Origin of the sequence: Flavobacterium caeni (assembly GCF_900101895.1) — a bacterium.
GTDB classification, from domain to species: Bacteria; Bacteroidota; Bacteroidia; order Flavobacteriales; family Flavobacteriaceae; genus Flavobacterium; species Flavobacterium caeni.
Genome location: NZ_FMVF01000013.1, coordinates 1 through 20,035, shown reverse-complemented (window position 1 = coordinate 20,035; position 20,035 = coordinate 1). Strand labels below are relative to the sequence as shown.

Below are 20,035 nucleotides of genomic sequence, written 5' to 3'. Positions count from 1 at the left end.
ATGAAAGGGATAATTCTCGCAGGGGGATCGGGTACCCGTTTGCACCCGTTAACGTTGGCAGTAAGCAAACAGTTGATGCCAATTTACGACAAACCCATGATTTACTATCCGCTGTCTACTTTGATGTATTCGGGGATTCGTGAAATACTGATCATTTCTACAGCGCATGACTTGCCACTGTTTAGACAATTGTTGGGCGACGGGACCAGACTGGGCTGTCGATTTGAATATGCCGTGCAGGACCAACCCAATGGTTTGGCCGAGGCTTTTTTGATTGGCCGCGAGTTTATCGGAAAAGACAAGGTGGCGCTCATATTGGGAGATAATATCTTTTATGGAAGCGGGCTGTCGGATTTGCTCAGAAAAAACAACGATCCCGACGGAGGTGTTATATTTGCGTACCATGTCCAAGATCCACAACGTTACGGCGTAGTCGATTTCGATGCAAACGGCACAGTACTTTCGATCGAAGAAAAACCAACTATCCCAAAATCGAATTATGCTGTTCCGGGTATTTACTTTTATGACAATGACGTCGTCGAAATAGCAGCAAGCATTAGTCCCAGCCACCGGGGAGAGTTAGAGATTACGGATGTCAACAAGGCGTATCTTGAAAAAGGAAAGCTTCAGGTGGGTATTCTAGACAGGGGTACCGCCTGGCTTGACACAGGTACTTTTGCTTCGCTCATGCAGGCCTCTCATTTTGTCCAGGTAATAGAAGAACGTCAAGGCCTCAAGATAGGAGCCATAGAAGAAGCGGCATTCCAAATGGGCTATATTTCGGCATCGCAAATGCATGAACTCGCGCAACCGTTGCTCAAGAGCGGTTACGGAACCTATTTGTTGGATCTCATTTAACCGATACCATGACCATTATTCCGACCAAGTTGCCGGGTTGTTACCTTATAGAACCAAAAATCATTAGGGACGATAGGGGCTACTTTATGGAAGCTTTTAACGAAAAAGAGTTCGTGGCCAACGTTGGCTCGGGTGTGCATTTCGTTCAACAAAATCAATCCCAATCCAAAATGGGTGTTTTAAGGGGATTGCATTATCAAACGGGTGAACACGCACAAGCCAAGCTAATTCGTGTTCTTTCGGGAAGCATATTGGATGTGGCGGTAGACATCAGACCTGAATCTGAAACGTATGGGCAGTATTTTTCAGTCGAACTCTCTGCCGAAAACAATCGGCAATTGTTCATTCCGCGCGGTTTTGCACATGGGTTTCAGGTACTTAGTAACGATACGACGGTTTTTTACAACAGTGACAATTTTTATAATCCGGCTTATGAGGCCGGTATCATTTACGATGATCCAACAATTGCCGTTGATTGGCGCGCCGAATCGTCGTTACCGTTGATATCTGAAAAGGACAAGAACTTACCAACATTCGAAAAATCTATAAAAGTATGGTAGTTTTGGTGACTGGCGCGGCAGGACAATTGGGGCGCGCGCTACAGCACCAAGCCTTCGGGTACCCTGGACTCACTTTTGTTTTTTGCGATGCACAAATGCTCGACATCACCAACAAAGCGCAAACGGAGTCTGTTTTTTCGCATTATCGTCCGGCCTATTGCATCAACACCGCAGCGTTTACCCGTGTTGACGATGCCGAATCTGAACCAGGCAAGGCACATCTGGTCAACAGTACAGGGGTTCGTAACCTGGCTGTTGTTTGCCGTGATTTTGATGTTACGTTGGTACATTTGTCTACCGATTTTGTATTTGACGGAAACGCTGAAATACCCTATCAAGAATCGTGTCCTACACATCCCAGCGGAGTATACGGCCAAACGAAACTCGAAGGAGAGGATGCAATTCGCGAAACAATGACACGCTATTTCATCATACGAACGTCATGGGTTTACTCGGATTTTGGCCATAATTTTAAACAGACAATACTGCGCCTGGCTGGTGAACGAGATGCTATTTCGGTGGTTGACGATCAAATAGGTTCACCGACGCACGCACTCGATCTGGCCGAAGCACTTCTGGAAATGATTGTACAATCGATGCATTGGACGTCCGATACCCGGTTTGGGACGTATCATTTTTCGAATGAAGGCCAATGTTCTTGGTATGAGTTTGCCCGCGCGATTGTGGATGCCTATAAAAGCCCGGTATCGATTTTACCAATCAAGACAAGCCAGTATCCAACAAAAGCCAAGCGTCCGCAGTACAGTGTTTTGGACAAATCGAAAATAAAGAGAACTTTTGGCCTAGCCATTAGTTCGTGGCAAGAAAGTTTAAAAAAACATGCTTAAGAGGGGAAAGGAATATCTTTACGGTGCCGTGACCAGCCCGTTGTTCTTACAAAGCGTAAAAACGATGGCGCTGCGTGTTTTTGGCATTGTAGTACTTTTTGCCCTGACAGTTTTTCTGACACGCAACTACCCGGCTGAAATTGTCGGCCAGTATGACTTCATCCGTACATTTTTACTTGTCATGGGGAGTTTTGTGATCTTGGGCACCGATCAATCGATTCTTTATTTTTCAGGCGTACTCAAAAAGACGCGAAATTTAGGCGAATTGCGAAGGATATACTACAAAATGTTGCGAATCCAACTTTTGATATCGGTTGCGGTATTGGCGATATTTCTCGCGATAGGCGAATTGCCGATCGAACGATTTTTGAACGACGATTCCATTTATCCTGTCGTGTTTCGAGCGATGGTCGTGTTGTTTTTTTATGCGGTAACGTTCTTCAATACCGAGGTTTTCCGAGCACTCGACAAGGTTTATGTGGCAGAGTTTTTCCGAAACACGTTTAAGTACGTATCTGTGGTGATCGGAGCGATATGGTTGGTCTATATTGTGCGGTTGGAGTTTTTGGTGGACACATTTTTGGTGGGATTTCTCGCGCTTGCGGTCATTTCGACAATCATGATTCACCGCTATTTTTCGCGAAACATACAAAATGACGAGGATTTGGGTTATGGTTACCGCGAAATTATCAGGAAATCATACCCTATTGCGGTAAGTACGATGGCTATTTTTTTGCTTACAACCCTGGATATCGTATTGCTCAAAAAATACTACGGAGACAAAATGGTTGCCCAATATGGCGTTGCCGTAAAGTTCATGACCATCATCAATATGGTTATACAAATGATCAATATCAATGTTTCTACAAAAATAGCGGCCTACCATTTTTCGCAGGAAACAGATTTGTTGCAAAGAACCATAAAAAGCAGTTCGCGTCTGATTGTCGCATTTGTGATACCGGTTATTTTTGTAACGGTGTTTTTTTCGCGTGAGATTTTAGGCCTGTTTGGGCCAGAATATGTGGTTGCAGACCAAACAATGAAGATTCTTGTACTCGGTCAAGGCATCACGGCCCTTTTTGGCGTTGCGCCTATTTACTTAAACATGACCAACAGACAGGGGTACTTTCAAGTGGTTTTGGTCTTGGCGGTGCTATTGAATTTAACGCTAAACAGTTATTTGATTCCCATTTATGGGATGCAAGGGGCGGCGGTTGCCTACATTATCAGTATGATCAGCTGGAATATTGTCATAACGTTAAAGGCTTACCGATCTGATCGGGTCAAATTATTTTTCCACTAGAAGATGAAAGTCAGAATCAAAAAAAATAAGTTTTTGTTTTGGGGGCTCTTCGCCTTGAATCTGGCTATCTCGGTATGCGCATTTGCGCTGCTTCCTGATCGGTTTTTTTACGACGCAAAATACATTACCGATAAAGCGCTCCACGGAAAGGAATTGATAGGAAGCTATGCGTTTACCATCGCTTTTTATGAAAAGTTAGGCTTGAGCACCATGCATTTTGCGCTTGTCGCATTGATCCAGTATCCGATACTGTTGCTGACGTTATATAAGCTAGGCCTGCCGCCCAATTTCCATAAGTTTACGGTCAAGAATGCCCTGATTTACTTGTCGTTTTTCATGCTTGCGATTTTTGTATCGATGCCGTCCAAGGAGTTCATCACATTTTTATTTCTTGCAATTACACCATTTATTTACCAGACACGTTGGAACAGAAATTTTAAGATCGTGTTCTCGATGGTGTTGTTTGTCGCGTTCGGACTGTTTTTCAGGATTTATTTTATTTTGATTCCCATCATCGCCGTAGGCATGTATTTGGTTTCGTTTATCAAATTCAAAAACAGGGTGCTTGCGGTTTTTTTCTACGGGATCCTTATTTCATTTTTCCTGTCGATGGCGCACGGCGTGCTCAAAGGCCAGTTCCTATCCCAAACCTCCCGAGAGCACGTTAATGTCGATCGCCGAGGGAAAAACGTCAACTCGATGATTGTCTCACCCGTAAAAACAGATGTCTGGTATGGCGAGGCGGTGGGCATTCTGCACGGATTCGTGTCGGTCAATTTGCCGATCGTCGAAGGCGCGAGACACATACTTTCGCCACAGATCGTAGCCTTTACACTATGGCAATTACTGATGTTTTACATATTGATTGTTCGGTATCTAAGGTGTTTAAGGGATAGGGAAAACAAAGCGTTGGAGCTTTGGTGTATATTGTTTTTATTTGCATATTTCATCGTTCAGGGTGTCTTTGAACCCGACTTGGGAACAGCTGTTCGTCACAAGATTGGTTTCTTGCCATTGATTTATTTTGTCTTCTATTATGACCATATCCGAGAAAAACCACAGCACAATTCTTAATGGATTGCTTTTAACCATAGCCACGCTAATGGTTTTTAGGATTCCGTGTACGGTTGCTATCATCGTATTTTCGGTCTATGGCTTGTCACAATTCAAACGAATAGACTGGAACAACGAAGCCAAGTGGATTCTACTGGGTGTTAGCGCGCCGTTCCTATTGCATGTTTTGTTTTTGTGGAATGATAGTTCCGTAGCCAATAGCATCAAGGCAACAGAGAAGTATTTGTCGCTTTTATTTCTTCCCGTTTTTATTATCGGAAACTACCGTTATATCGATTTTGAAGGGATTCTCAAGAAGTATTTGGTGGGTTTTGCGTTGGTATTGTTGGCGATGCTCGTGCGTTATATTGTAGTATTTCCGGAACAATTCAACAAGTATATGCAGGGAATACACATTTGGGAAATGGGTTACACCTTCGCCAAGAGTTTCTCGAACCATGCCCCGGCGATCAATATGCATGTGGCCTTCGCCGTAGTTTCGACCTTTTATTTTGCACTCAGGGCCTTTATGGAAACACCGCGTAAAATAGGGCAAGGGATACTGTTTTTAGTGACTTTTGTGGTCTTGTTCTTCTTTTTGTTGTACATCAATACCCGATTGGCGTTGGTTAATGCCCTGGTGGGTATTGGATTGGTTTTGGCCTACCGGATGCGTAAAGACCGACTCAAACAAACAGCGCTTTTTGGGTTTATCATGGCGGTAGTTGTGGGCTGCGGCATCGCTTTTTTTGTACACAAAAATCCCTACATGATCAAGAAATACACCAAGGAGTCGTTTGCGCATATGGACAAGATAGGACGGCTTGACGAAATTGACAACGCGCGCGCGGTGGCATACAATTCACTCGTTACCAGGCTCACCATATGGAAAACGACCCTAGAACTTGGGGCCAAAAAGCCTATTGTTGGCTATGGATCCGATAATAGTAAGGACCGACTTTTCCAGTATTATTACGATACAGAACAGTACTTTCTTTCTCAGGCCAAATTACCCGTGCACAACCAATTTCTTGATTTTTTCTTGAAGTTTGGTATTGTTGGGGTTTTGGCACTTTTGCTTTATTTCTGGAACCTGTTTAGGCTTGGGCGCCGCAGTGGGCATGTATTGGTTCTTGTTTTTTTCATGATTTTTTTGGTTTCCAACCTTAGTGACGATTTCTTGATTCGCTTTGACGGAATTGCCTACAGCGGACTGTGGATTTCAATTTTCGCATCCCATTACAGAAAGACTGTAGGTTTGAAACAACAATCAACTTCGGATGAAATCAATTAAGAAAGTACTTGTTGCCGATTGGTTGGATGCGTATGGTGGCGCGGAACGGGTTATTAAGTCAATCGAAGAGGTATGTCGATTTGACATCACTTATACGCTTATTTGCTTGATGCACCGGGACCATTTGTTTAAGATTTACCAAACCAAAACCCCTCGAATAGTCCAAACATTTGTTAGGCATTTTGGAAAACCTTTTCGGTACTTTTTTTTCACCTTCCATTTTTTTGTCGATCGGATCAAGGTGCCGAAAGATGTCAAGCTAATCGTTTCGTCGTCACATTCTGTAGCAAAAGGAGTCCGGAAATCTTCGCCAGACCAATTGCATATCAGTTATTTTCAAGCCCGAAACTTCAACTATATTTGGGAAGATGCGCCCTTGTTTTTTGGTAAGTTTCAATCGTTGTTTTCTCCGTTGATTCTGTTTTTGCGCAAAATAGATGTCGCACAAGCCCAGCGTCCTGATTATATTGTGGCAAACTCTAATTTCGTAAGAGATTGGGTCAAGTTTCGGTACAACCGGGACGCCGACGTCATTTATCCGCCCGTAGATTTGTCCCAGTTCGATTTGCAGGAGCAAAAAGAAGAGTTTTATGTGACGGTCGGCCGTATTGTAACGGTAAAGAAGTTCGACATAGTGGTCGAGGCTTTCAACCAAAACAAAAAGAAGCTGGTTGTCATAGGCGACGGACTGCATCGAAAGGAACTTGAGCAAATGGCGTCCCCCAACATTCATTTTACGGGATTTCTGGACACCAAAGAACTCCGTCAATACATTTCTAAAGCCAAAGGATTCATTCAGTCTGGCGTCGAAGGATTCGGGATAGCTACGCTCGAAGCCCAAGCTTGCGGAACACCTGTGATAGCTTTTGGCCAAGGTGGGGTTTTGGAAACCGTGGTCGAAGGGAAAACAGGCGTTTTTTTTGAGGAACAAACCACGTCATCGCTATTGAAAGCTATCGAGGTTTTCGAACAAACCACTTTTGACGCCGCTGCGGTGCGCATAGAAGCGCTGCGTTTTTCTGAGGAACGCTTTAAAAAAGAACTCGGTGAATTTATCGAACAAAAGTTACAAGAACACAATGTTTGATAAACACACCGAGTATATTTTACGGTAATTCAGCCGTTACTGAACCGGGACGTTGTTTGGTTTGTCGTCTTTCTTGAAGACGCACCCTGGTAAAATTTCGCCCACTTCAGGAAACTGTTGAAGTATTTCAATGGGAACATTTTTTACCACATAGTCCGGTCCTGGCGGAAGTTTTTTGAGATAGTCGTCCGACGAGGCCACTGAATTGGTTCTCCAACGTGCTCCTTCTTTAATAAGAAACCATTGCCCGGTAGACGCTTCGACAATTTTACCCTCATAACGTTCGTAATCATCTAATTCGACTTTCACCGCTTTCGACCCTTCCAATGCTGTCATAGGTTCTTCGTCCGCAGCTTCTTTTTTCTCGCTTTTGTCTCCACACGAACACAATACCATTGACGAAAGCATCAAGACAATCAACGTATTTTTCATAGTTAAATTTTTAGTTTTAAGGTGTAAAAGTAGTTTTTTTTTTTTCATTTCACAACCCGTAGAATCTTTTTTAGGCGGTATGAAATAGGGGACGGGAAAGCATCTGATTGACCAAACAAGTTTGCAGCCATATTTTGCATTAGTAAGCAAAAAAAGCTAAATTGCGGCGAATTTTGCAGCGATATTTTGTATGTCGTGACGACTTTTCATAACCCCCATTTTTAAAGAAAGAGTTTTGGATGTTGAGCGTATAATCGGAAAAGACCGTTTTGTTTATCTGTTGTCTGCATTGCTTGTCACCATCCCATTGAACTTCGCTTTTGGCAGCGTAGCGAGTATCTTGTTCGTAGTCGTTGGGCTTTTGTCCTTTAGAAAAAAACACTTTAGGTGGCATCCCGCCTTGTTGATGCCCATTTTTTTGTATGCTTTAATGGTTTGTTCACTGCTTTGGACCGAAAACTTCGAGGACACCAAAGATGGGTTGCAAAAAGAAGTGTTGTTTTTTTTGATGCCTTTTGTGTTTTTAGGTATTGGTCCATTGGAGCATCGTCAGGTAGAACGCATTTTCAAGATTTTCAGTTTCAGTATGATGCTGTATGCCGTATTTTACATCCAGCGTGCGGTATTCAATTTTCTGGCTACGGGAGAAACACGCTTTTTTTTCTACCACGACTTGGTTTCGATGGATTTAAGCGCGATTTACATGTCGGTTTTTGCCTCGTTCGGAATGTTCTATTTTATTTCCCGGGAACAAAAGTCGAAACTGGATCAAACTTGTACAGTTGTACTGGCGTTGTTCATCGTATTGTTATCGTCAAAAGTTCTCATTATTGTCAATGTCATACTCTTTGTGTGTTACTACATTTATCGCTCGAAAACCTCCTCCAGTGTAAAGCGATTTACCTTACTGACGTCCATCGGGTTTTTCATTTTTTCGTTTTTGTTTATCCCAAAAATACAAGAACGATTCCTGCATGAGTATGAAACCGCATTTGTAGACAATACGGTCAACATGGAAATAGGCGATGCCGAACACATGATATACAACTTGAGCTTGAGCCAGGCATGGAACGACCAACAGTTTGAGTCCAACAATTTTCTGCCAGGAACAGCGTTGCGGGTATTTCAAATTCGGATTTTTACCGAGATGCTTACCGAGCACGACATTTTTTTCACCGGATTTGGGTTCGATGCATCTCAGGAGCGAATCAGGGAAAAAGTCAAACAATACAATTTATTCTATGGCAACGGCGAGTTCAATTTTCACAATCAGTACGTACAAACGTTTGCCGAAATTGGAATTTTTGGATTGCTTATATTGTTGGGAATGATATGCTACAGCCTAAAAAAGGCATTCACCACCAAAGATTTTATGTATATTGTTTTTTCCCTAACGATGATAATCTTATTTTTGACCGATTCTTTTTTGTCACGACAAAGAGGGATTATTTTTTTCCTGACACTTTATTGTATTTTCACTACAAAAAGCGGGATTGAAGGTCAAAGAAAGCAACTATGAAAAGAATATTAATTACGGGTGCCGCGGGCTTTTTGGGTTCGCATTTGAGTGATCGCTTTATTAAAGAGGGTTATTTTGTTATCGGGATGGACAACCTCATCACCGGAGACCTAAAGAACATCCAACACTTGTTTGGCAACCCCAATTTTGAGTTTTACCACCACGATGTCACCAAGTTTGTCCATGTTCCCGGACAGCTCGACTATATTTTGCATTTTGCCTCCCCGGCGAGCCCTATTGATTACCTCAGGATTCCAATCCAAACACTTAAAGTCGGTTCGTTAGGAACACACAACTTGTTGGGCTTGGCGCGTGCAAAGAAAGCGCGTATCCTTATTGCGTCGACCTCAGAAGTATATGGCGATCCGTTGGTGCACCCGCAAACCGAGGATTATTACGGTAACGTGAACACCATTGGGCCGCGCGGCGTATACGACGAGGCCAAGCGTTTCCAGGAATCGATCACAATGGCTTACCATACGTTCCATGGCGTCGAAACACGTATCGTGCGCATTTTTAACACCTATGGACCGCGTATGCGACTCAACGACGGTCGTGTGATTCCGGCTTTTATCGGTCAGGCGTTGCGCGGCGAGGATTTGACCGTTTTTGGTGATGGTTCGCAAACACGCTCATTTTGTTATGTAGACGACCAAGTAGAAGGTATTTTCCGTTTGCTGCATTCAGATTATGTATATCCCGTGAACATCGGCAATCCCGACGAAATCACCATCCGGGATTTTGCCGAAGAGATCATCAAGCTAACGGGCACCGACCAGAAAATCATCTACAAACCGCTGCCCATGAACGACCCATTGCAGCGTCAACCAGACACAACCAAAGCCAAGGCGATACTCGGATGGGAAGCAAAAGTACCAAGACACGAGGGTATGAAGATTACATACGATTATTTTAAGTCGTTGTCCCCCGAAGAATTGATTAAGGAAGAACACAAGGATTTTTCCAAGTTTATTTATTAATGGAAGGCACCAAAAAAGGATATTCCAAATTTATTAGACCGGCCACCTATATCCTGGATTTAATTGCCATCAACGCGATTGCATTTTTGGTGTTGTCCACGAGTTTGGTGTCGGCCTATTTCCATATTTTCATTACCCTTTCATGGTCGATAATTTCGCTGAATGTCAGTTTCTATGAGGTTTTTAGATATACCAAAATCATAGAAATACTCAACAAACTAGTCAAGCAGTTTTTTCTATACACGATTTTGTGTTACTCGTTTGCAGGTTTTTATGAAGAAGATACCGACGCCAAAACGATATTTATTTACATATTGGTTTGCCTGTTTACCATTTCGAGTATCAAGTTTGCAATCTACCATTCGTTGAAAAAGTTCGGGTGGTTGCTTTTCGACAGCATCAAACACGCAATCATATTGGGCAAAGGTGTCAATATTGAGAACCTAACAGAAGTGCTCGAAAACCCGGACTACGGTTATCGTTTGGTAAAACGTTTTGGCGCCGGAGACACCAAAGAAGACATGGCGGCGGCATTCGACTTCGCTTTGCGCGAAGGCATAGATGAATTATTTGTCTCTTTGTCCGATTTGAGCAAGACCAAAATCAATGAATTTGTAGAGTTTTCAGAGCACCATCTAAAAACGATAAAATTTGTGCCGGAAAATAGAGAAATTTTCGACAACAATTTCAAGTTGGATTATTATGGTTATGTACCCGTACTTTCTATAAACCGTACGGTGCTTCACGAGCCGATAACCAAAATGTTCAAACGCACGTTCGACATTTTATTTTCATTGTTTGTGATCGTTTTTGTGCTTTCATGGCTCACACCGCTGCTCGCGATCTTGATAAAAATGGAATCCAAAGGCCCTGTTTTTTTCAGACAAGGGCGGCCCGGAATTGACGAAACCGAATTCATGTGTTTCAAGTATCGATCGATGCAAATTAACAAAACTACCGAAAAAGAAGCCTCCAAAAATGACCCACGGGTCACAAGAATAGGCAAGTTTATGCGCAAAACAAGTATCGACGAATTGCCACAATTTCTCAACGTCTTACTTGGCGACATGTCTGTTGTGGGCCCCCGTCCTCACTTGTGGTCGCAAAACAAAGCATACGGCAACCGAATCAAACGTTACATGGTGCGCCACTACGTCAAACCAGGCATCACAGGGCTGGCGCAGGTACGCGGTTTTCGCGGCGAGATCGAAACCGACGAAGACATGATCAACCGCATCAAATACGACGTGTTCTACATCGAAAACTGGTCGCTGATCCTCGATTTGAAAATCATCGCGCAAACGGTCATCAACATCTTCCAGGGCGAAGAAAAAGCATACTGATATGGACGCGCCGTTGGTATCGATCATAACGCCCACGTACAATTCCGAAGCTTTTATCAGGCAAACCATCGCTTCGGTGCAGGCGCAAACCCATACGAATTGGGAACTGATCATCGTCGATGATTGTTCTACCGACCAAACCCCGTCTATTGTCCAATCAATTGCCGAGACCGATGGACGCATTTCGTTCCATCAATTGGCCAAGAATTCGGGCCCGGGCGTGGCGCGCAACCAAGCCGTCGAAATGTCGGGCGGACGCTACATTGCCTTTCTCGATTCCGACGATTTGTGGCTACCCGACAAGCTCGAGAAGCAAATCGGCTTTATGCAAGCCAGTGGTCAACCGTTTACATTTTCTTTTTACGACTGCATAGACGAGTCGGGAAACCCAATCGATAAACGAATCGGAGCGCCCCTAACGCTACATTATTACCAGCTTTTTTTCTGTAATTTCGTCGGCAACCTTACCGGAATCTACGATGCCGAATTCTTTGGCCGCATTCCGATATCTGGACTGCGCAAACGACAAGATTGGATGGTTTGGCTCACGGTACTCAAGAAGATCAAAAAGGCCAATCCGGTGCCCGAGCCACTGGCGTTGTACCGCGTCAGGCAAAATTCGGTGTCCTCCAATAAGATAGGTCTGCTCGAACACAATTTCGCGGTTTACCGTCATTTTCACGGCTTGGGTGTTTTTGCGTCGTTGCTTTGTATGGCGGTCTTTTTGTTTGTCCAGCTTCTCGTCAAGCCATTTTACGTCAAGACGAAACCCGCGAAGTGAACTGCTTAAGTTTGCCGCTTTTGCTGCGCTGTAATCCGTCGCGGCGGATAAAGATGTAGTGCAGTCCGGGTTCAAGAAAATCACCAAACACTTTTTCCATGTTGTTTTTTTCGGCTTCGGATAGCGCCTGGTCGGCCACATATTCGATTTCGAACGTGTCCAGCTGTGTTTGCGTAATCACGAATTCCTTGACATTGCCTTCGTCGCCGAACAGTTTTTTGGTGATCGAGTAAAATGTCATCCCCGCGGGTTTTTTGCCCGACGGCAGTACCGCCACATCGTTGGTGCGTCCGATGAGCTTTTGAAGCACGGGGTGTTTTGCTGTCCCGGACAAATCGAGTACCCCGTAATCACCCACCTCGTAACGAATGAACGGATGTGCAAAATTGTACAGCGATGTGACGAGAATGCGACCCTGTTGTCCTTTTGGAACTACTTTTCCGTTTTCGTCGACGATCTCGACAAAACACGTTTCGGCATTGACAAGCCAGCGGCCATCGGGATTTTCGATCGCAATCACATCTACCTCAGAGGCGCCGTATTCGTTGACCACGGGCACGCCAAGGTATTGCTCGAGCAAGATGCGGTCGTCGTCAAAAAGCATTTCAGAAGTCACGATACACACACGCAAACTCGGACAAAGATCCTTGAGCACGAGGTTTTTTCGCTTCAGGTAGTGCGCGACCTGCACGATCGAGCTGGTGTAGCCGTTGATGTAGTCGAATTGGGTCGAACGGAATTTGTGCAGGATTTTCTCGATGCCCGCATCCGAAAAATCAAAAATCGAGAACCGGTAGCGGTGGCTTAAAAAATCCTTCAAACGCAGTACCAGCCGCGCGAACCAATCCATCGACTGTCCGTAAAAGCGCGCCTGCAGCGAACGGTTGAAATCAACGCCATACCAGCCAAACCTACGCATGATGTTGGCCCAAATGAGCGCATGGCACGGTTTGTCCTTGGCAAAAACCATCGGATCGCCGCTTGACCCCGACGTCTTGTTGACGAACACCTTTTTTTCGGAATAGCCGTTTGAAAGCCTTTCGGCGAGCGGTCGTTGGAAATCGATCTTGCGCATGATGGGCAAATCTTCCCAATTTTCGAAAGCATCTTTCCCGACAAGCGCCTGGTAAAAAGGATTGTGTTTGAGGTGAAAGTGGGCGAGTTCACGCTTTTTTTCTTCGAGGAACGTTTCGTAGTCGCGGTCGTTTACGGCCAAAATCGAATCCAATTTTTGCCTGGCCTGCCCGATGGGGAAGCCGTTGAGACGCAACGTTAAATCGAAAATCGGGAACACCAAGAGAAATTTTCCCAAAAATACTATTTACGCCGCAGCTGCCGTTAACCAAGGAGGAGTTTTTTAAAGATTAATTATTTTTTGAGTGCAAAAGCCGCTATTTTTGTGCCCAACAAAACAACAACACAATGACCATTTTACTGCTCGGATCAGGCGGACGCGAACATGCGCTGGCCTGGAAAATGTTACAAAGCCCACACTGTTCCAAACTCTTTGTCGCGCCCGGCAACGCAGGTACCGATACGATCGCGACCAACGTGGCCTTGAGCCCTACCGATTTCCCGGCCATCAAGACCTTTTGCATCGGCAACAAGGTGAACATGGTGGTGGTTGGTCCCGAGGATCCGCTCGTAAAAGGTATTTTCGACTTCTTTGAAACCGACCACGATTTGGCGCACATTCCTGTCATCGGCCCATCAAAATTGGGCGCGCAGCTCGAAGGCAGCAAGGAGTTCGCCAAGCAATTCCTGGTCAGGCACCAGATCCCGACGGCAGCCTATGATAGTTTTACGGCCGAAACGGTCGAACAAGGTTGCGCGTTTTTGTCGACACTCAATCCGCCGTACGTCTTGAAAGCCGACGGACTAGCAGCGGGCAAAGGCGTACTCATCATCAACGATTTGAAGGAAGCCCAAACCGAATTGCGCAACATGCTCGTGGGGCAAAAATTCGGCGCAGCGTCGTCTAAGGTGGTCATCGAGGAATTCCTCGACGGCATCGAACTCAGTTGTTTTGTGTTGACCGACGGGCAGCACTATAAGATATTGCCGACGGCCAAAGATTACAAGCGCATCGGCGAAGGCGACACCGGATTGAACACCGGCGGTATGGGTGCGGTTTCGCCCGTCCCTTTTGCCGACAAGACGCTGCTCGACAAGATCGAGAACCGCATCGTCAAACCCACGATTGCGGGCTTGCAACAGGATGGTATTCCGTACAAAGGATTTGTTTTCATCGGGCTCATCAACGTCAAGGGCGAACCTATGGTCATCGAATACAACGTGCGTATGGGCGATCCCGAGACCGAGGTGGTCATCCCAAGGCTCAAGTCGGATTTGGTCGAATTGTTCGTGGCCGTTTCGAACGAGCGTCTCGATGAGGTTGCGCTCAAGATCGACGACCGTAGCGCCGCCACCATCATGGTGGTTTCGGGCGGATACCCCGAAGATTATGAAAAAGGCAAGGAAATTTCGGGGCTCGAAAACATTGACGGTTCGATTGCATTCCATGCCGGCACGCAAACCCACGAGGGCAAGGTCGTGACCAGTGGCGGACGTGTGATTGCCGTGACTTCGTATGGCGACGACTTCCAACAGGCCATAAAAAAATCTTACCAAAACATAGCGGGACTACATTTCGATAAGATGTATTTTAGAAAGGATATCGGGTTCGACCTACTTTAAGAACGAGTGGGCCGTGGTATCCTGGTTCTCTTCGTTGTTTTGTTGGTGGATCGTGAGCTGCTTGCACCAGTACCAGGTGTAGTACGCGCAAATGGCCATAAAGACCCAGTTGATGATGTTGGCAAAAGTCCAGCTTGTCAATTCCAGTTGTCTGAAAAAGTTGTGTGGGGCAAACATGATGGTTTCAAAAAACCACTGGATTCCTTCGAAAAATGAACGCAACATAAGACTTAATTTTTACAGATTCCGCGCCATGGCAGCGGTTTCTTTTTTGAACATTGGTATATTTACACCAGCAAAAGTATAAAAATAGCTACATGATAACAAGCCTTTTTAGAAAATCTACGCCGTTAAATTACACCGTGGTGATCGTGGCGCTGGTTATTTTCTTTTTCCTGTACCAGATCGGGCAGGCCGAACAGGTTCGTTCTTTTGGCGATTACTTTTTGAAATTCAGCGTTTTGGCTTTTGTGTTTGCCTCGTTGTTCATGGCCAATTTTATCGTCAAGAAAAACGGGCTGAGCAAAGACAGCGCCTACACGGTGTTGTTTTATTTGGTATTTGTGCTGTTTTTCCCGTCTACGCTCGACAACCTGCGGCTGGTCATGGCCAATTTTTTTATCCTTTTGTCGATGCGAAGGCTCGTATCGTTACACTCGGTCAAGGCCACCAAGGAAAAAATATTCGACGCCTCGCTGTGGATTTTTCTCGCGGCCATGTTCCACTTTTGGTGCGTTTTGTTCATCATTTTGGTGTTCATCTCGATCCTGTTCCATGCCGCGCGCGACTACCGCAACTGGTTTTTGCCGATCATTGCTTTTTTTACGGCGCTCACCATTTTTGTGTTGTTTGCGTTGTTGATCGAAAAATCCTGGATCGCCGATTTGTTCGCAGGCATGGCGTTCGACTTTAAAGTCAACTATTTTACGAGTAATTTCCAGAACGCCGCGCTGTCGGTTTATGCGACCATAGCGGTATTTTTCTTGGCCTCGCTGCTCATGTCTTTGTCCAACAGACCGCTCATCCTGCATTCGTCGTACCAAAAAATCATCTGGTATTTTGCCCTTGCGGCACTCGTCTTTTTGGTTTCGCCCCACAAAAGCAACGACTTGCTGGTCTTTACGTTTGCGCCGCTCGCCATCATGGCCACGAGCCACATCGAATGGGTGCCAATCCAGTGGCAAAAGGAGCTTATTTTGTTTGCGGTGATGGGCTGCGGCGTGGTATCTTTCTTCCTGCAGCTGTAGTTATTTGGGCAGGTGCGCGATCACCTCGACTTCGAGTTTGGCTTCGGGCATGTAAAGCCGATCGACCTGAACCCAGGTGGCCGCGGGATAATCGTTTTTGTAAAACTTCTTGCGCGTTTCGTTGACCTTTTTCATCGCTTCGATATCGGTCGTGTACAAATTTTCCTTGACCACATTTTGGAACGTTGCGCCGTACTTGGCCAGCGACATCTCGATGCCTTTGTACACGCGTTCGACGTCTTTTTCGGTGAGTCCTATCGCCGGGACGCCCGACAAATAAAGGATGTTGTCTATTTTGACCACCTGGGCATAGCCCGCATCGGCGTCTTGGGTGCTGTGGTCCCAATGCCACTTTTGTTTGTCGATGTTTTGCGCCGAACCCATCGCGACACACAGCAAAACCGGTAGGAATCGTTTCATTTCTCAGTTGATTTTTAGCAATGGGTCTGCACGTGAGCCAATCCGTTACAACTTATTCCCATACGCCAAATCCCCCGCATCGCCCAACCCCGGCACGATGTAGTTCTTCTCGTTGAGTTTTTCGTCGAGCGTGGCCACCCACAAATGGCAGTAATCGGGCAGGTGTTGCTGCAGATAGGCCACACCTTCGGGCGCCGCGATCACCACAGCAATGTGGATTTCTTTGGGCTGGCCCTTTTCGAGCAGTTTGTTGAACACGGCCACCACCGATTGCCCCGTGGCGAGCATCGGATCGATGAGCAGCAGGTTTTTGCCCGCGATTTGCGGTACGGCCTGGTATTCGACGCGAATTTCGAACGCATCGTCATTGTTGGGATGGTGACGGTAGGCCGACACGAATCCGTTCTCGGCGGCATCAAAGTAATTCAGGAATCCCAAATGCAGCGGCAACCCTGCGCGCAGGATCGAACACAGGACCAAACGGTCTTCGATTTCGGTGGTTTTCTTGATCCCGAGCGGTGTTTGGATCTCGACATTCTTGTAGTGCAAATCCTTGCTCAATTCATACGCCATCACCTCGCCGATGCGCTCGATGTTGCGGCGAAACCGCATCGAATCGTTTTGCACATTGACATTGCGGATTTGCCCCAGAAAATGGTTCAGGACACTGTTGGCTTCGGATAGGTAATGGATTTGCATAAACGGGATTTTTTTTCCTCCGTAAAAGTATAAAAAGTATCTTTGTCGTTTAAAAACTTAAACTTATGTTTTCTAAACTCGCCTACTCCGTTTTCGAGCAAAGCATCAACGACTACCATCAATTCGACAATGTCGACCAGCCCATCGCCAATCCGTATGGCAAAGACCAGTTCGAACATTTGTTGTACATGAAAAACTGGATCGATACGGTACAGTGGCATTTTGAAGACATCATCCGCGACCCGCAAATCGACCCGGTGGCGGCGCTGGTCTTGAAAAGACGCATCGACGCTTCGAACCAGGAACGCACCGATGTGGTCGAGTACATCGACAGCTACTTTTTGCAAAAATACCAAGGCGTTCAGGCCAAGGCGGGCGCGAAAATCAATTCGGAGTCACCGGCGTGGGCGTTCGACCGCCTCTCGATTTTGGCGCTGAAAATCTACCATATGAACGAAGAGGCCACGCGCGCCGAGGCCACCCAAGCGCACCGTGACGCGTGCCAGGCCAAGCTCAACATTTTGCTCGAGCAACGCACCGATTTGTCTACGGCCATCGACGAACTCTTGACAGACATCGAAAACGGCGACAAATACATGAAGGTCTACAAACAGATGAAAATGTACAACGACGACGATTTGAACCCTGTGTTGTACCAGAATAAGAAGTAATTTTAGGAGCTGTTCCGGCTATCCACTGCAATCTTTAATTGCTATTTTCATTTCGACGAAGGAGACCCGAGGTTTGAAAAACCGAACTGACCAAAGGTAAATCTCAGTCAAGCAATTAAAGGATTTCCGTTACTATCCGGGCTAGGGCATCTCTTTCCAAAACAACTTGTCAGCCAAGACCAAACATATAGCCGTCATGAGACTGTCCGCCATGGGCGACGTCGCCATGACGGTTCCTGTTTTGCGCGCATTCGCAGCGCAGTATCCCGATGTAAAGCTGACGGTGGTTTCGCGTCCGTTCTTTAAGCCATTTTTTGACGGCATCCCGAACATCGATTTCTTCGCGTTCGACGAAAAAGTGCGCCACAAAGGATTCTTCGGACTGCTTCGCCTGCACGCCGACTTAAAGGAACGGCACATCGATGCGTTTGCCGATCTGCACAATGTGTTGCGCTCAAAAATCGTCCGCAGCCTGTTCCGGCTTTCGGGCAAAAAAGTCGCCGCCGTAGACAAGGGCCGCGCCGAGAAAAAGGCACTCACGCGCGCCGAGAACAAAATCTTCGAGCCCGTCACCTCGATGTTCGAGCGCCACCAACGCGTTTTCGAACAGCTCGGTTTCCCCATCGATTTGTCGCATCCGGAATTCCCTGCGCCGCAACCGCTCGACCAACAAATCCGCGACATCGCCGGAGCCAAGGATGGAAAATGGATCGGCGTCGCGCCATTCGCACAATACGATGCCAAAGTCTATCCGCAAGATTTGATGCAGCAGGTCATCGACAGTTTGGCGCAAAATCCAGGATACAAGATTTTTTTGTTCGGCGGCAAAAGTGAAATCCCGGTCCTGGACGCGTTCGCCGAAGGGAAATCCAACGTTGTCAATATGGCGGGCAAAATCAAATTCCAACAAGAATTGCAACTCATTTCCAACCTCGATGCGATGCTCTCGATGGATTCGGGCAACGCACACATCGCCGCGATGCTGGGCGTGAAGGTCTTGACGCTTTGGGGCGCGACGCATCCGTATACCGGTTTTTCGCCGTTCAACCAGCCGCTCGAAAACGCGATTACTTCAGATCGCAACCAATATCCTAAACTGCCGACCTCGGTTTACGGGAACAAAAAAGTCGAGGGTTATGAAAACGCGATGCGGACGATTGCGCCCGGAATGGTGGTGGAGAAAATTGACTTGTTGCTTGCGCGATCGTAAATTCCAAAATCCGGCACTTTCAGACACGTTCCGTACTCATTGAAATTTGGCGCCGGAAACACCCGTTGAATTCGATTTGATTTTTCCCGTTCATGGGGCCCCCAATGCCCCGGCCCGGTATACAAGCTATCCAAATTTTTTAAAACATTGAGGCAGAAAATCTAGAATGATGTTTCCAAATTTTCCATAAAAGAAAGCTGGTTTTTTGGATTAAATAACGCCATTAAAAGCAATTGATGCGGTCTTTTTCCAGGGGCCCCAATGCCCCGTCCCCTACGAGCAAGTTAGCCAAAAGATTTCAAAGTTTACGGCAGAAAATCTGTACCATGGTTCCCCATTTTTTTCGTAAAAACAATCGGCATTTTACACCAAAGGCAGTTTGGCAAGAAGAATCGATTTCGACCTAACGGTGGGGCCCCCAAGCCCCGTCCCCGCATACAAGTTACCGTAAAAAATTATAGTGGAAGTACAGAAAATCTTCAATATTGTCCGCTATTTTTTTCGTAAGACGCTGCTGCCGCTTAATGGTTCCGCAACCAAAGCCCTGACCATTGCGTCCAACGGTTCACCCATTTGCGTGGTCGCGTCAGCGCGAACTCAGTTCGCAAGGTTCACGAGACCAAGCGTTCCGGCCAGCGAAAACCAGCGATCACGTAAATGCGCTGTTATACCGGCGCCATAATGCTGTTTAGACCCAAAAATATCTTCCGCGTCCGCTCAGCCAAGGCCTTTCGAGGTGTAGGGTCACGTATATTTGAATGAAATATTTTTGAAACGGATAACTGTATGGTGTTACAAAATTTCTGTTGCAAATATTTTGCAACAGAAATTTTGCAACAGATGAACTGCCCCCCAAAAGTTGGACACTATTTGAGGGTATTTATGGAAAGAAAAGTCAAGCACAGTTATGATTTCAAACTTCGCTGTGTAGAGGAGGTTTTAAAAGGCCGTTCGGCCATTTCTGTCGCAGCTGAATTCAAATGTGACAGATCCCAGTTATGGAAGTGGGTTGTTTTATACAGACGTCGCGGGG

General features: G+C 46.0%; 22 protein-coding genes. 16 read left to right on the top strand and 6 right to left on the bottom strand.

Annotated features, from left to right (window positions below; translation table 11 throughout):
• The 7 genes from rfbA to BLP55_RS12545 are packed head-to-tail and all read left to right on the top strand — an operon-like array spanning position 1 to position 7,003.
• Positions 1 to 858, top strand: a complete 858-nt coding sequence (gene rfbA / locus BLP55_RS12575; RefSeq protein ID WP_091144767.1) for a glucose-1-phosphate thymidylyltransferase RfbA — start codon at positions 1 to 3, stop codon at positions 856 to 858.
• Positions 859 to 866: 8 nt separating this feature from the next.
• Entirely contained in the window at positions 867 to 1,418 is a 552-nt protein-coding gene (gene rfbC, locus BLP55_RS12570) for a dTDP-4-dehydrorhamnose 3,5-epimerase (RefSeq protein WP_091144765.1), read from the top strand.
• Complete coding sequence (gene rfbD / locus BLP55_RS12565; protein WP_091144762.1) at positions 1,412 to 2,266, top strand: dTDP-4-dehydrorhamnose reductase; 855 nt, start codon at positions 1,412 to 1,414, stop codon at positions 2,264 to 2,266. The genes rfbC and rfbD overlap by 7 nt, the downstream gene beginning before the upstream one ends.
• Entirely contained in the window at positions 2,259 to 3,569 is a 1,311-nt protein-coding gene (locus BLP55_RS12560) for a lipopolysaccharide biosynthesis protein (RefSeq protein WP_091144759.1), read from the top strand. Before rfbD ends, BLP55_RS12560 begins: the two co-directional genes overlap by 8 nt.
• Positions 3,570 to 3,572: 3 nt before the next feature.
• Positions 3,573 to 4,643, top strand: a complete 1,071-nt coding sequence (locus BLP55_RS12555; RefSeq protein ID WP_091144756.1) for a hypothetical protein — start codon at positions 3,573 to 3,575, stop codon at positions 4,641 to 4,643.
• 4 nt (positions 4,644 to 4,647) lie between these two features.
• Positions 4,648 to 5,916, top strand: a complete 1,269-nt coding sequence (locus tag BLP55_RS12550) for an O-antigen ligase family protein (protein WP_170826865.1) — start codon at positions 4,648 to 4,650, stop codon at positions 5,914 to 5,916.
• Positions 5,903 to 7,003: a glycosyltransferase gene (locus BLP55_RS12545; RefSeq protein WP_244503462.1), complete on the top strand. Its 1,101-nt coding sequence runs from the start codon at positions 5,903 to 5,905 to the stop codon at positions 7,001 to 7,003. Before BLP55_RS12550 ends, BLP55_RS12545 begins: the two co-directional genes overlap by 14 nt.
• A 36-nt stretch (positions 7,004 to 7,039) precedes the next feature.
• Here the strand turns inward: BLP55_RS12545 and BLP55_RS12540 are convergent, their stop codons facing one another.
• Both BLP55_RS12540 and BLP55_RS16840 read right to left on the bottom strand, forming a co-directional pair.
• Complete coding sequence (locus BLP55_RS12540) at positions 7,040 to 7,435, bottom strand: hypothetical protein (RefSeq protein ID WP_091145001.1); 396 nt, start codon at positions 7,433 to 7,435, stop codon at positions 7,040 to 7,042.
• 139 nt (positions 7,436 to 7,574) lie between these two features.
• Positions 7,575 to 7,829 (bottom strand): hypothetical protein, encoded by a 255-nt coding sequence (locus BLP55_RS16840; protein ID WP_139149669.1) that lies wholly within the window; start codon positions 7,827 to 7,829, stop codon positions 7,575 to 7,577.
• A 12-nt stretch (positions 7,830 to 7,841) separates the two neighbouring features.
• Here BLP55_RS16840 and BLP55_RS12535 point away from each other — a divergent pair, with 12 nt between their 5' ends.
• From BLP55_RS12535 to BLP55_RS12520, 4 genes are read left to right on the top strand one after another with little or no spacing between them, the layout of a single operon-like run.
• Positions 7,842 to 8,954, top strand: coding sequence for an O-antigen ligase family protein (locus tag BLP55_RS12535; RefSeq protein WP_139149668.1), 1,113 nt, complete (start codon positions 7,842 to 7,844; stop codon positions 8,952 to 8,954).
• Positions 8,951 to 9,934 carry a UDP-glucuronic acid decarboxylase family protein gene (locus BLP55_RS12530; protein ID WP_091144747.1) on the top strand — a complete coding sequence of 328 codons (984 nt, stop codon included), beginning with the start codon at positions 8,951 to 8,953 and terminating at the stop codon, positions 9,932 to 9,934. The genes BLP55_RS12535 and BLP55_RS12530 overlap by 4 nt, the downstream gene beginning before the upstream one ends.
• A complete protein-coding gene (locus BLP55_RS12525; protein ID WP_091144744.1) occupies positions 9,934 to 11,277 on the top strand; it encodes an exopolysaccharide biosynthesis polyprenyl glycosylphosphotransferase in 1,344 nt (447 codons plus the stop codon). Before BLP55_RS12530 ends, BLP55_RS12525 begins: the two co-directional genes overlap by 1 nt.
• 1 nt (position 11,278) lies before the next feature.
• A complete protein-coding gene (locus BLP55_RS12520) occupies positions 11,279 to 12,058 on the top strand; it encodes a glycosyltransferase family 2 protein (RefSeq protein WP_091144741.1) in 780 nt (259 codons plus the stop codon).
• On the opposite strand, the gene BLP55_RS12515 is transcribed toward BLP55_RS12520, so the two are convergent.
• Positions 12,036 to 13,370, bottom strand: coding sequence for a phenylacetate--CoA ligase family protein (locus tag BLP55_RS12515; RefSeq protein WP_317040308.1), 1,335 nt, complete (start codon positions 13,368 to 13,370; stop codon positions 12,036 to 12,038). The genes BLP55_RS12520 and BLP55_RS12515 overlap by 23 nt on opposite strands.
• 110 nt (positions 13,371 to 13,480) lie before the next feature.
• Here BLP55_RS12515 and purD point away from each other — a divergent pair, with 110 nt between their 5' ends.
• Positions 13,481 to 14,755 carry a phosphoribosylamine--glycine ligase gene (gene purD / locus BLP55_RS12510; RefSeq protein WP_091144739.1) on the top strand — a complete coding sequence of 425 codons (1,275 nt, stop codon included), beginning with the start codon at positions 13,481 to 13,483 and terminating at the stop codon, positions 14,753 to 14,755.
• On the opposite strand, the gene BLP55_RS12505 is transcribed toward purD, so the two are convergent.
• On the bottom strand, positions 14,747 to 14,977 hold the full coding sequence (locus BLP55_RS12505; protein WP_091144995.1) for a DUF6341 family protein: 231 nt from the start codon (positions 14,975 to 14,977) through the stop codon (positions 14,747 to 14,749). The genes purD and BLP55_RS12505 overlap by 9 nt on opposite strands.
• 95 nt (positions 14,978 to 15,072) lie before the next feature.
• On the opposite strand from BLP55_RS12505, the gene BLP55_RS12500 reads away from it, so the two are divergent.
• Positions 15,073 to 16,002 (top strand): DUF6427 family protein, encoded by a 930-nt coding sequence (locus BLP55_RS12500; protein WP_091144736.1) that lies wholly within the window; start codon positions 15,073 to 15,075, stop codon positions 16,000 to 16,002.
• Here the strand turns inward: BLP55_RS12500 and BLP55_RS12495 are convergent, their stop codons facing one another.
• Positions 16,003 to 16,422 (bottom strand): RidA family protein, encoded by a 420-nt coding sequence (locus BLP55_RS12495; protein WP_091144733.1) that lies wholly within the window; start codon positions 16,420 to 16,422, stop codon positions 16,003 to 16,005.
• Positions 16,423 to 16,467: 45 nt separating this feature from the next.
• Entirely contained in the window at positions 16,468 to 17,121 is a 654-nt protein-coding gene (gene upp, locus BLP55_RS12490) for a uracil phosphoribosyltransferase (RefSeq protein ID WP_091144730.1), read from the bottom strand.
• Positions 17,122 to 17,186: 65 nt separating this feature from the next.
• On the opposite strand from upp, the gene BLP55_RS12485 reads away from it, so the two are divergent.
• The 3 genes from BLP55_RS12485 to BLP55_RS17465 form a co-directional block, all read left to right on the top strand.
• Positions 17,187 to 17,792 (top strand): DUF4254 domain-containing protein, encoded by a 606-nt coding sequence (locus tag BLP55_RS12485; protein WP_091144727.1) that lies wholly within the window; start codon positions 17,187 to 17,189, stop codon positions 17,790 to 17,792.
• A gap of 196 nt (positions 17,793 to 17,988) precedes the next feature.
• Positions 17,989 to 19,002, top strand: a complete 1,014-nt coding sequence (locus tag BLP55_RS12480) for a glycosyltransferase family 9 protein (protein WP_091144725.1) — start codon at positions 17,989 to 17,991, stop codon at positions 19,000 to 19,002.
• A gap of 786 nt (positions 19,003 to 19,788) precedes the next feature.
• Positions 19,789 to 20,035, top strand: a 247-nt coding sequence (locus BLP55_RS17465; protein WP_394331926.1) for a helix-turn-helix domain-containing protein, incomplete at its 3' end; no start/stop codon positions are given.

Coding starts and splice junctions, on each gene's coding strand:
- BLP55_RS16840 (WP_139149669.1), bottom strand. CDS start 7,829: ATGCCACCTAAAGTGTTTTTTTCTAAAGGACAAAAGCCCAACGACTAC.
- BLP55_RS12530 (WP_091144747.1), top strand. CDS start 8,951: ATGAAAAGAATATTAATTACGGGTGCCGCGGGCTTTTTGGGTTCGCAT.
- upp (WP_091144730.1), bottom strand. CDS start 17,121: ATGCAAATCCATTACCTATCCGAAGCCAACAGTGTCCTGAACCATTTT.
- BLP55_RS12560 (WP_091144759.1), top strand. CDS start 2,259: ATGCTTAAGAGGGGAAAGGAATATCTTTACGGTGCCGTGACCAGCCCG.
- rfbC (WP_091144765.1), top strand. CDS start 867: ATGACCATTATTCCGACCAAGTTGCCGGGTTGTTACCTTATAGAACCA.
- BLP55_RS12485 (WP_091144727.1), top strand. CDS start 17,187: ATGTTTTCTAAACTCGCCTACTCCGTTTTCGAGCAAAGCATCAACGAC.
- rfbD (WP_091144762.1), top strand. CDS start 1,412: ATGGTAGTTTTGGTGACTGGCGCGGCAGGACAATTGGGGCGCGCGCTA.
- BLP55_RS12540 (WP_091145001.1), bottom strand. CDS start 7,435: ATGAAAAATACGTTGATTGTCTTGATGCTTTCGTCAATGGTATTGTGT.
- BLP55_RS12525 (WP_091144744.1), top strand. CDS start 9,934: ATGGAAGGCACCAAAAAAGGATATTCCAAATTTATTAGACCGGCCACC.
- BLP55_RS12495 (WP_091144733.1), bottom strand. CDS start 16,422: ATGAAACGATTCCTACCGGTTTTGCTGTGTGTCGCGATGGGTTCGGCG.
- BLP55_RS12555 (WP_091144756.1), top strand. CDS start 3,573: ATGAAAGTCAGAATCAAAAAAAATAAGTTTTTGTTTTGGGGGCTCTTC.
- BLP55_RS12500 (WP_091144736.1), top strand. CDS start 15,073: ATGATAACAAGCCTTTTTAGAAAATCTACGCCGTTAAATTACACCGTG.
- BLP55_RS12535 (WP_139149668.1), top strand. CDS start 7,842: ATGCCCATTTTTTTGTATGCTTTAATGGTTTGTTCACTGCTTTGGACC.
- purD (WP_091144739.1), top strand. CDS start 13,481: ATGACCATTTTACTGCTCGGATCAGGCGGACGCGAACATGCGCTGGCC.
- BLP55_RS12520 (WP_091144741.1), top strand. CDS start 11,279: ATGGACGCGCCGTTGGTATCGATCATAACGCCCACGTACAATTCCGAA.
- BLP55_RS12480 (WP_091144725.1), top strand. CDS start 17,989: ATGAGACTGTCCGCCATGGGCGACGTCGCCATGACGGTTCCTGTTTTG.
- BLP55_RS12545 (WP_244503462.1), top strand. CDS start 5,903: ATGAAATCAATTAAGAAAGTACTTGTTGCCGATTGGTTGGATGCGTAT.
- rfbA (WP_091144767.1), top strand. CDS start 1: ATGAAAGGGATAATTCTCGCAGGGGGATCGGGTACCCGTTTGCACCCG.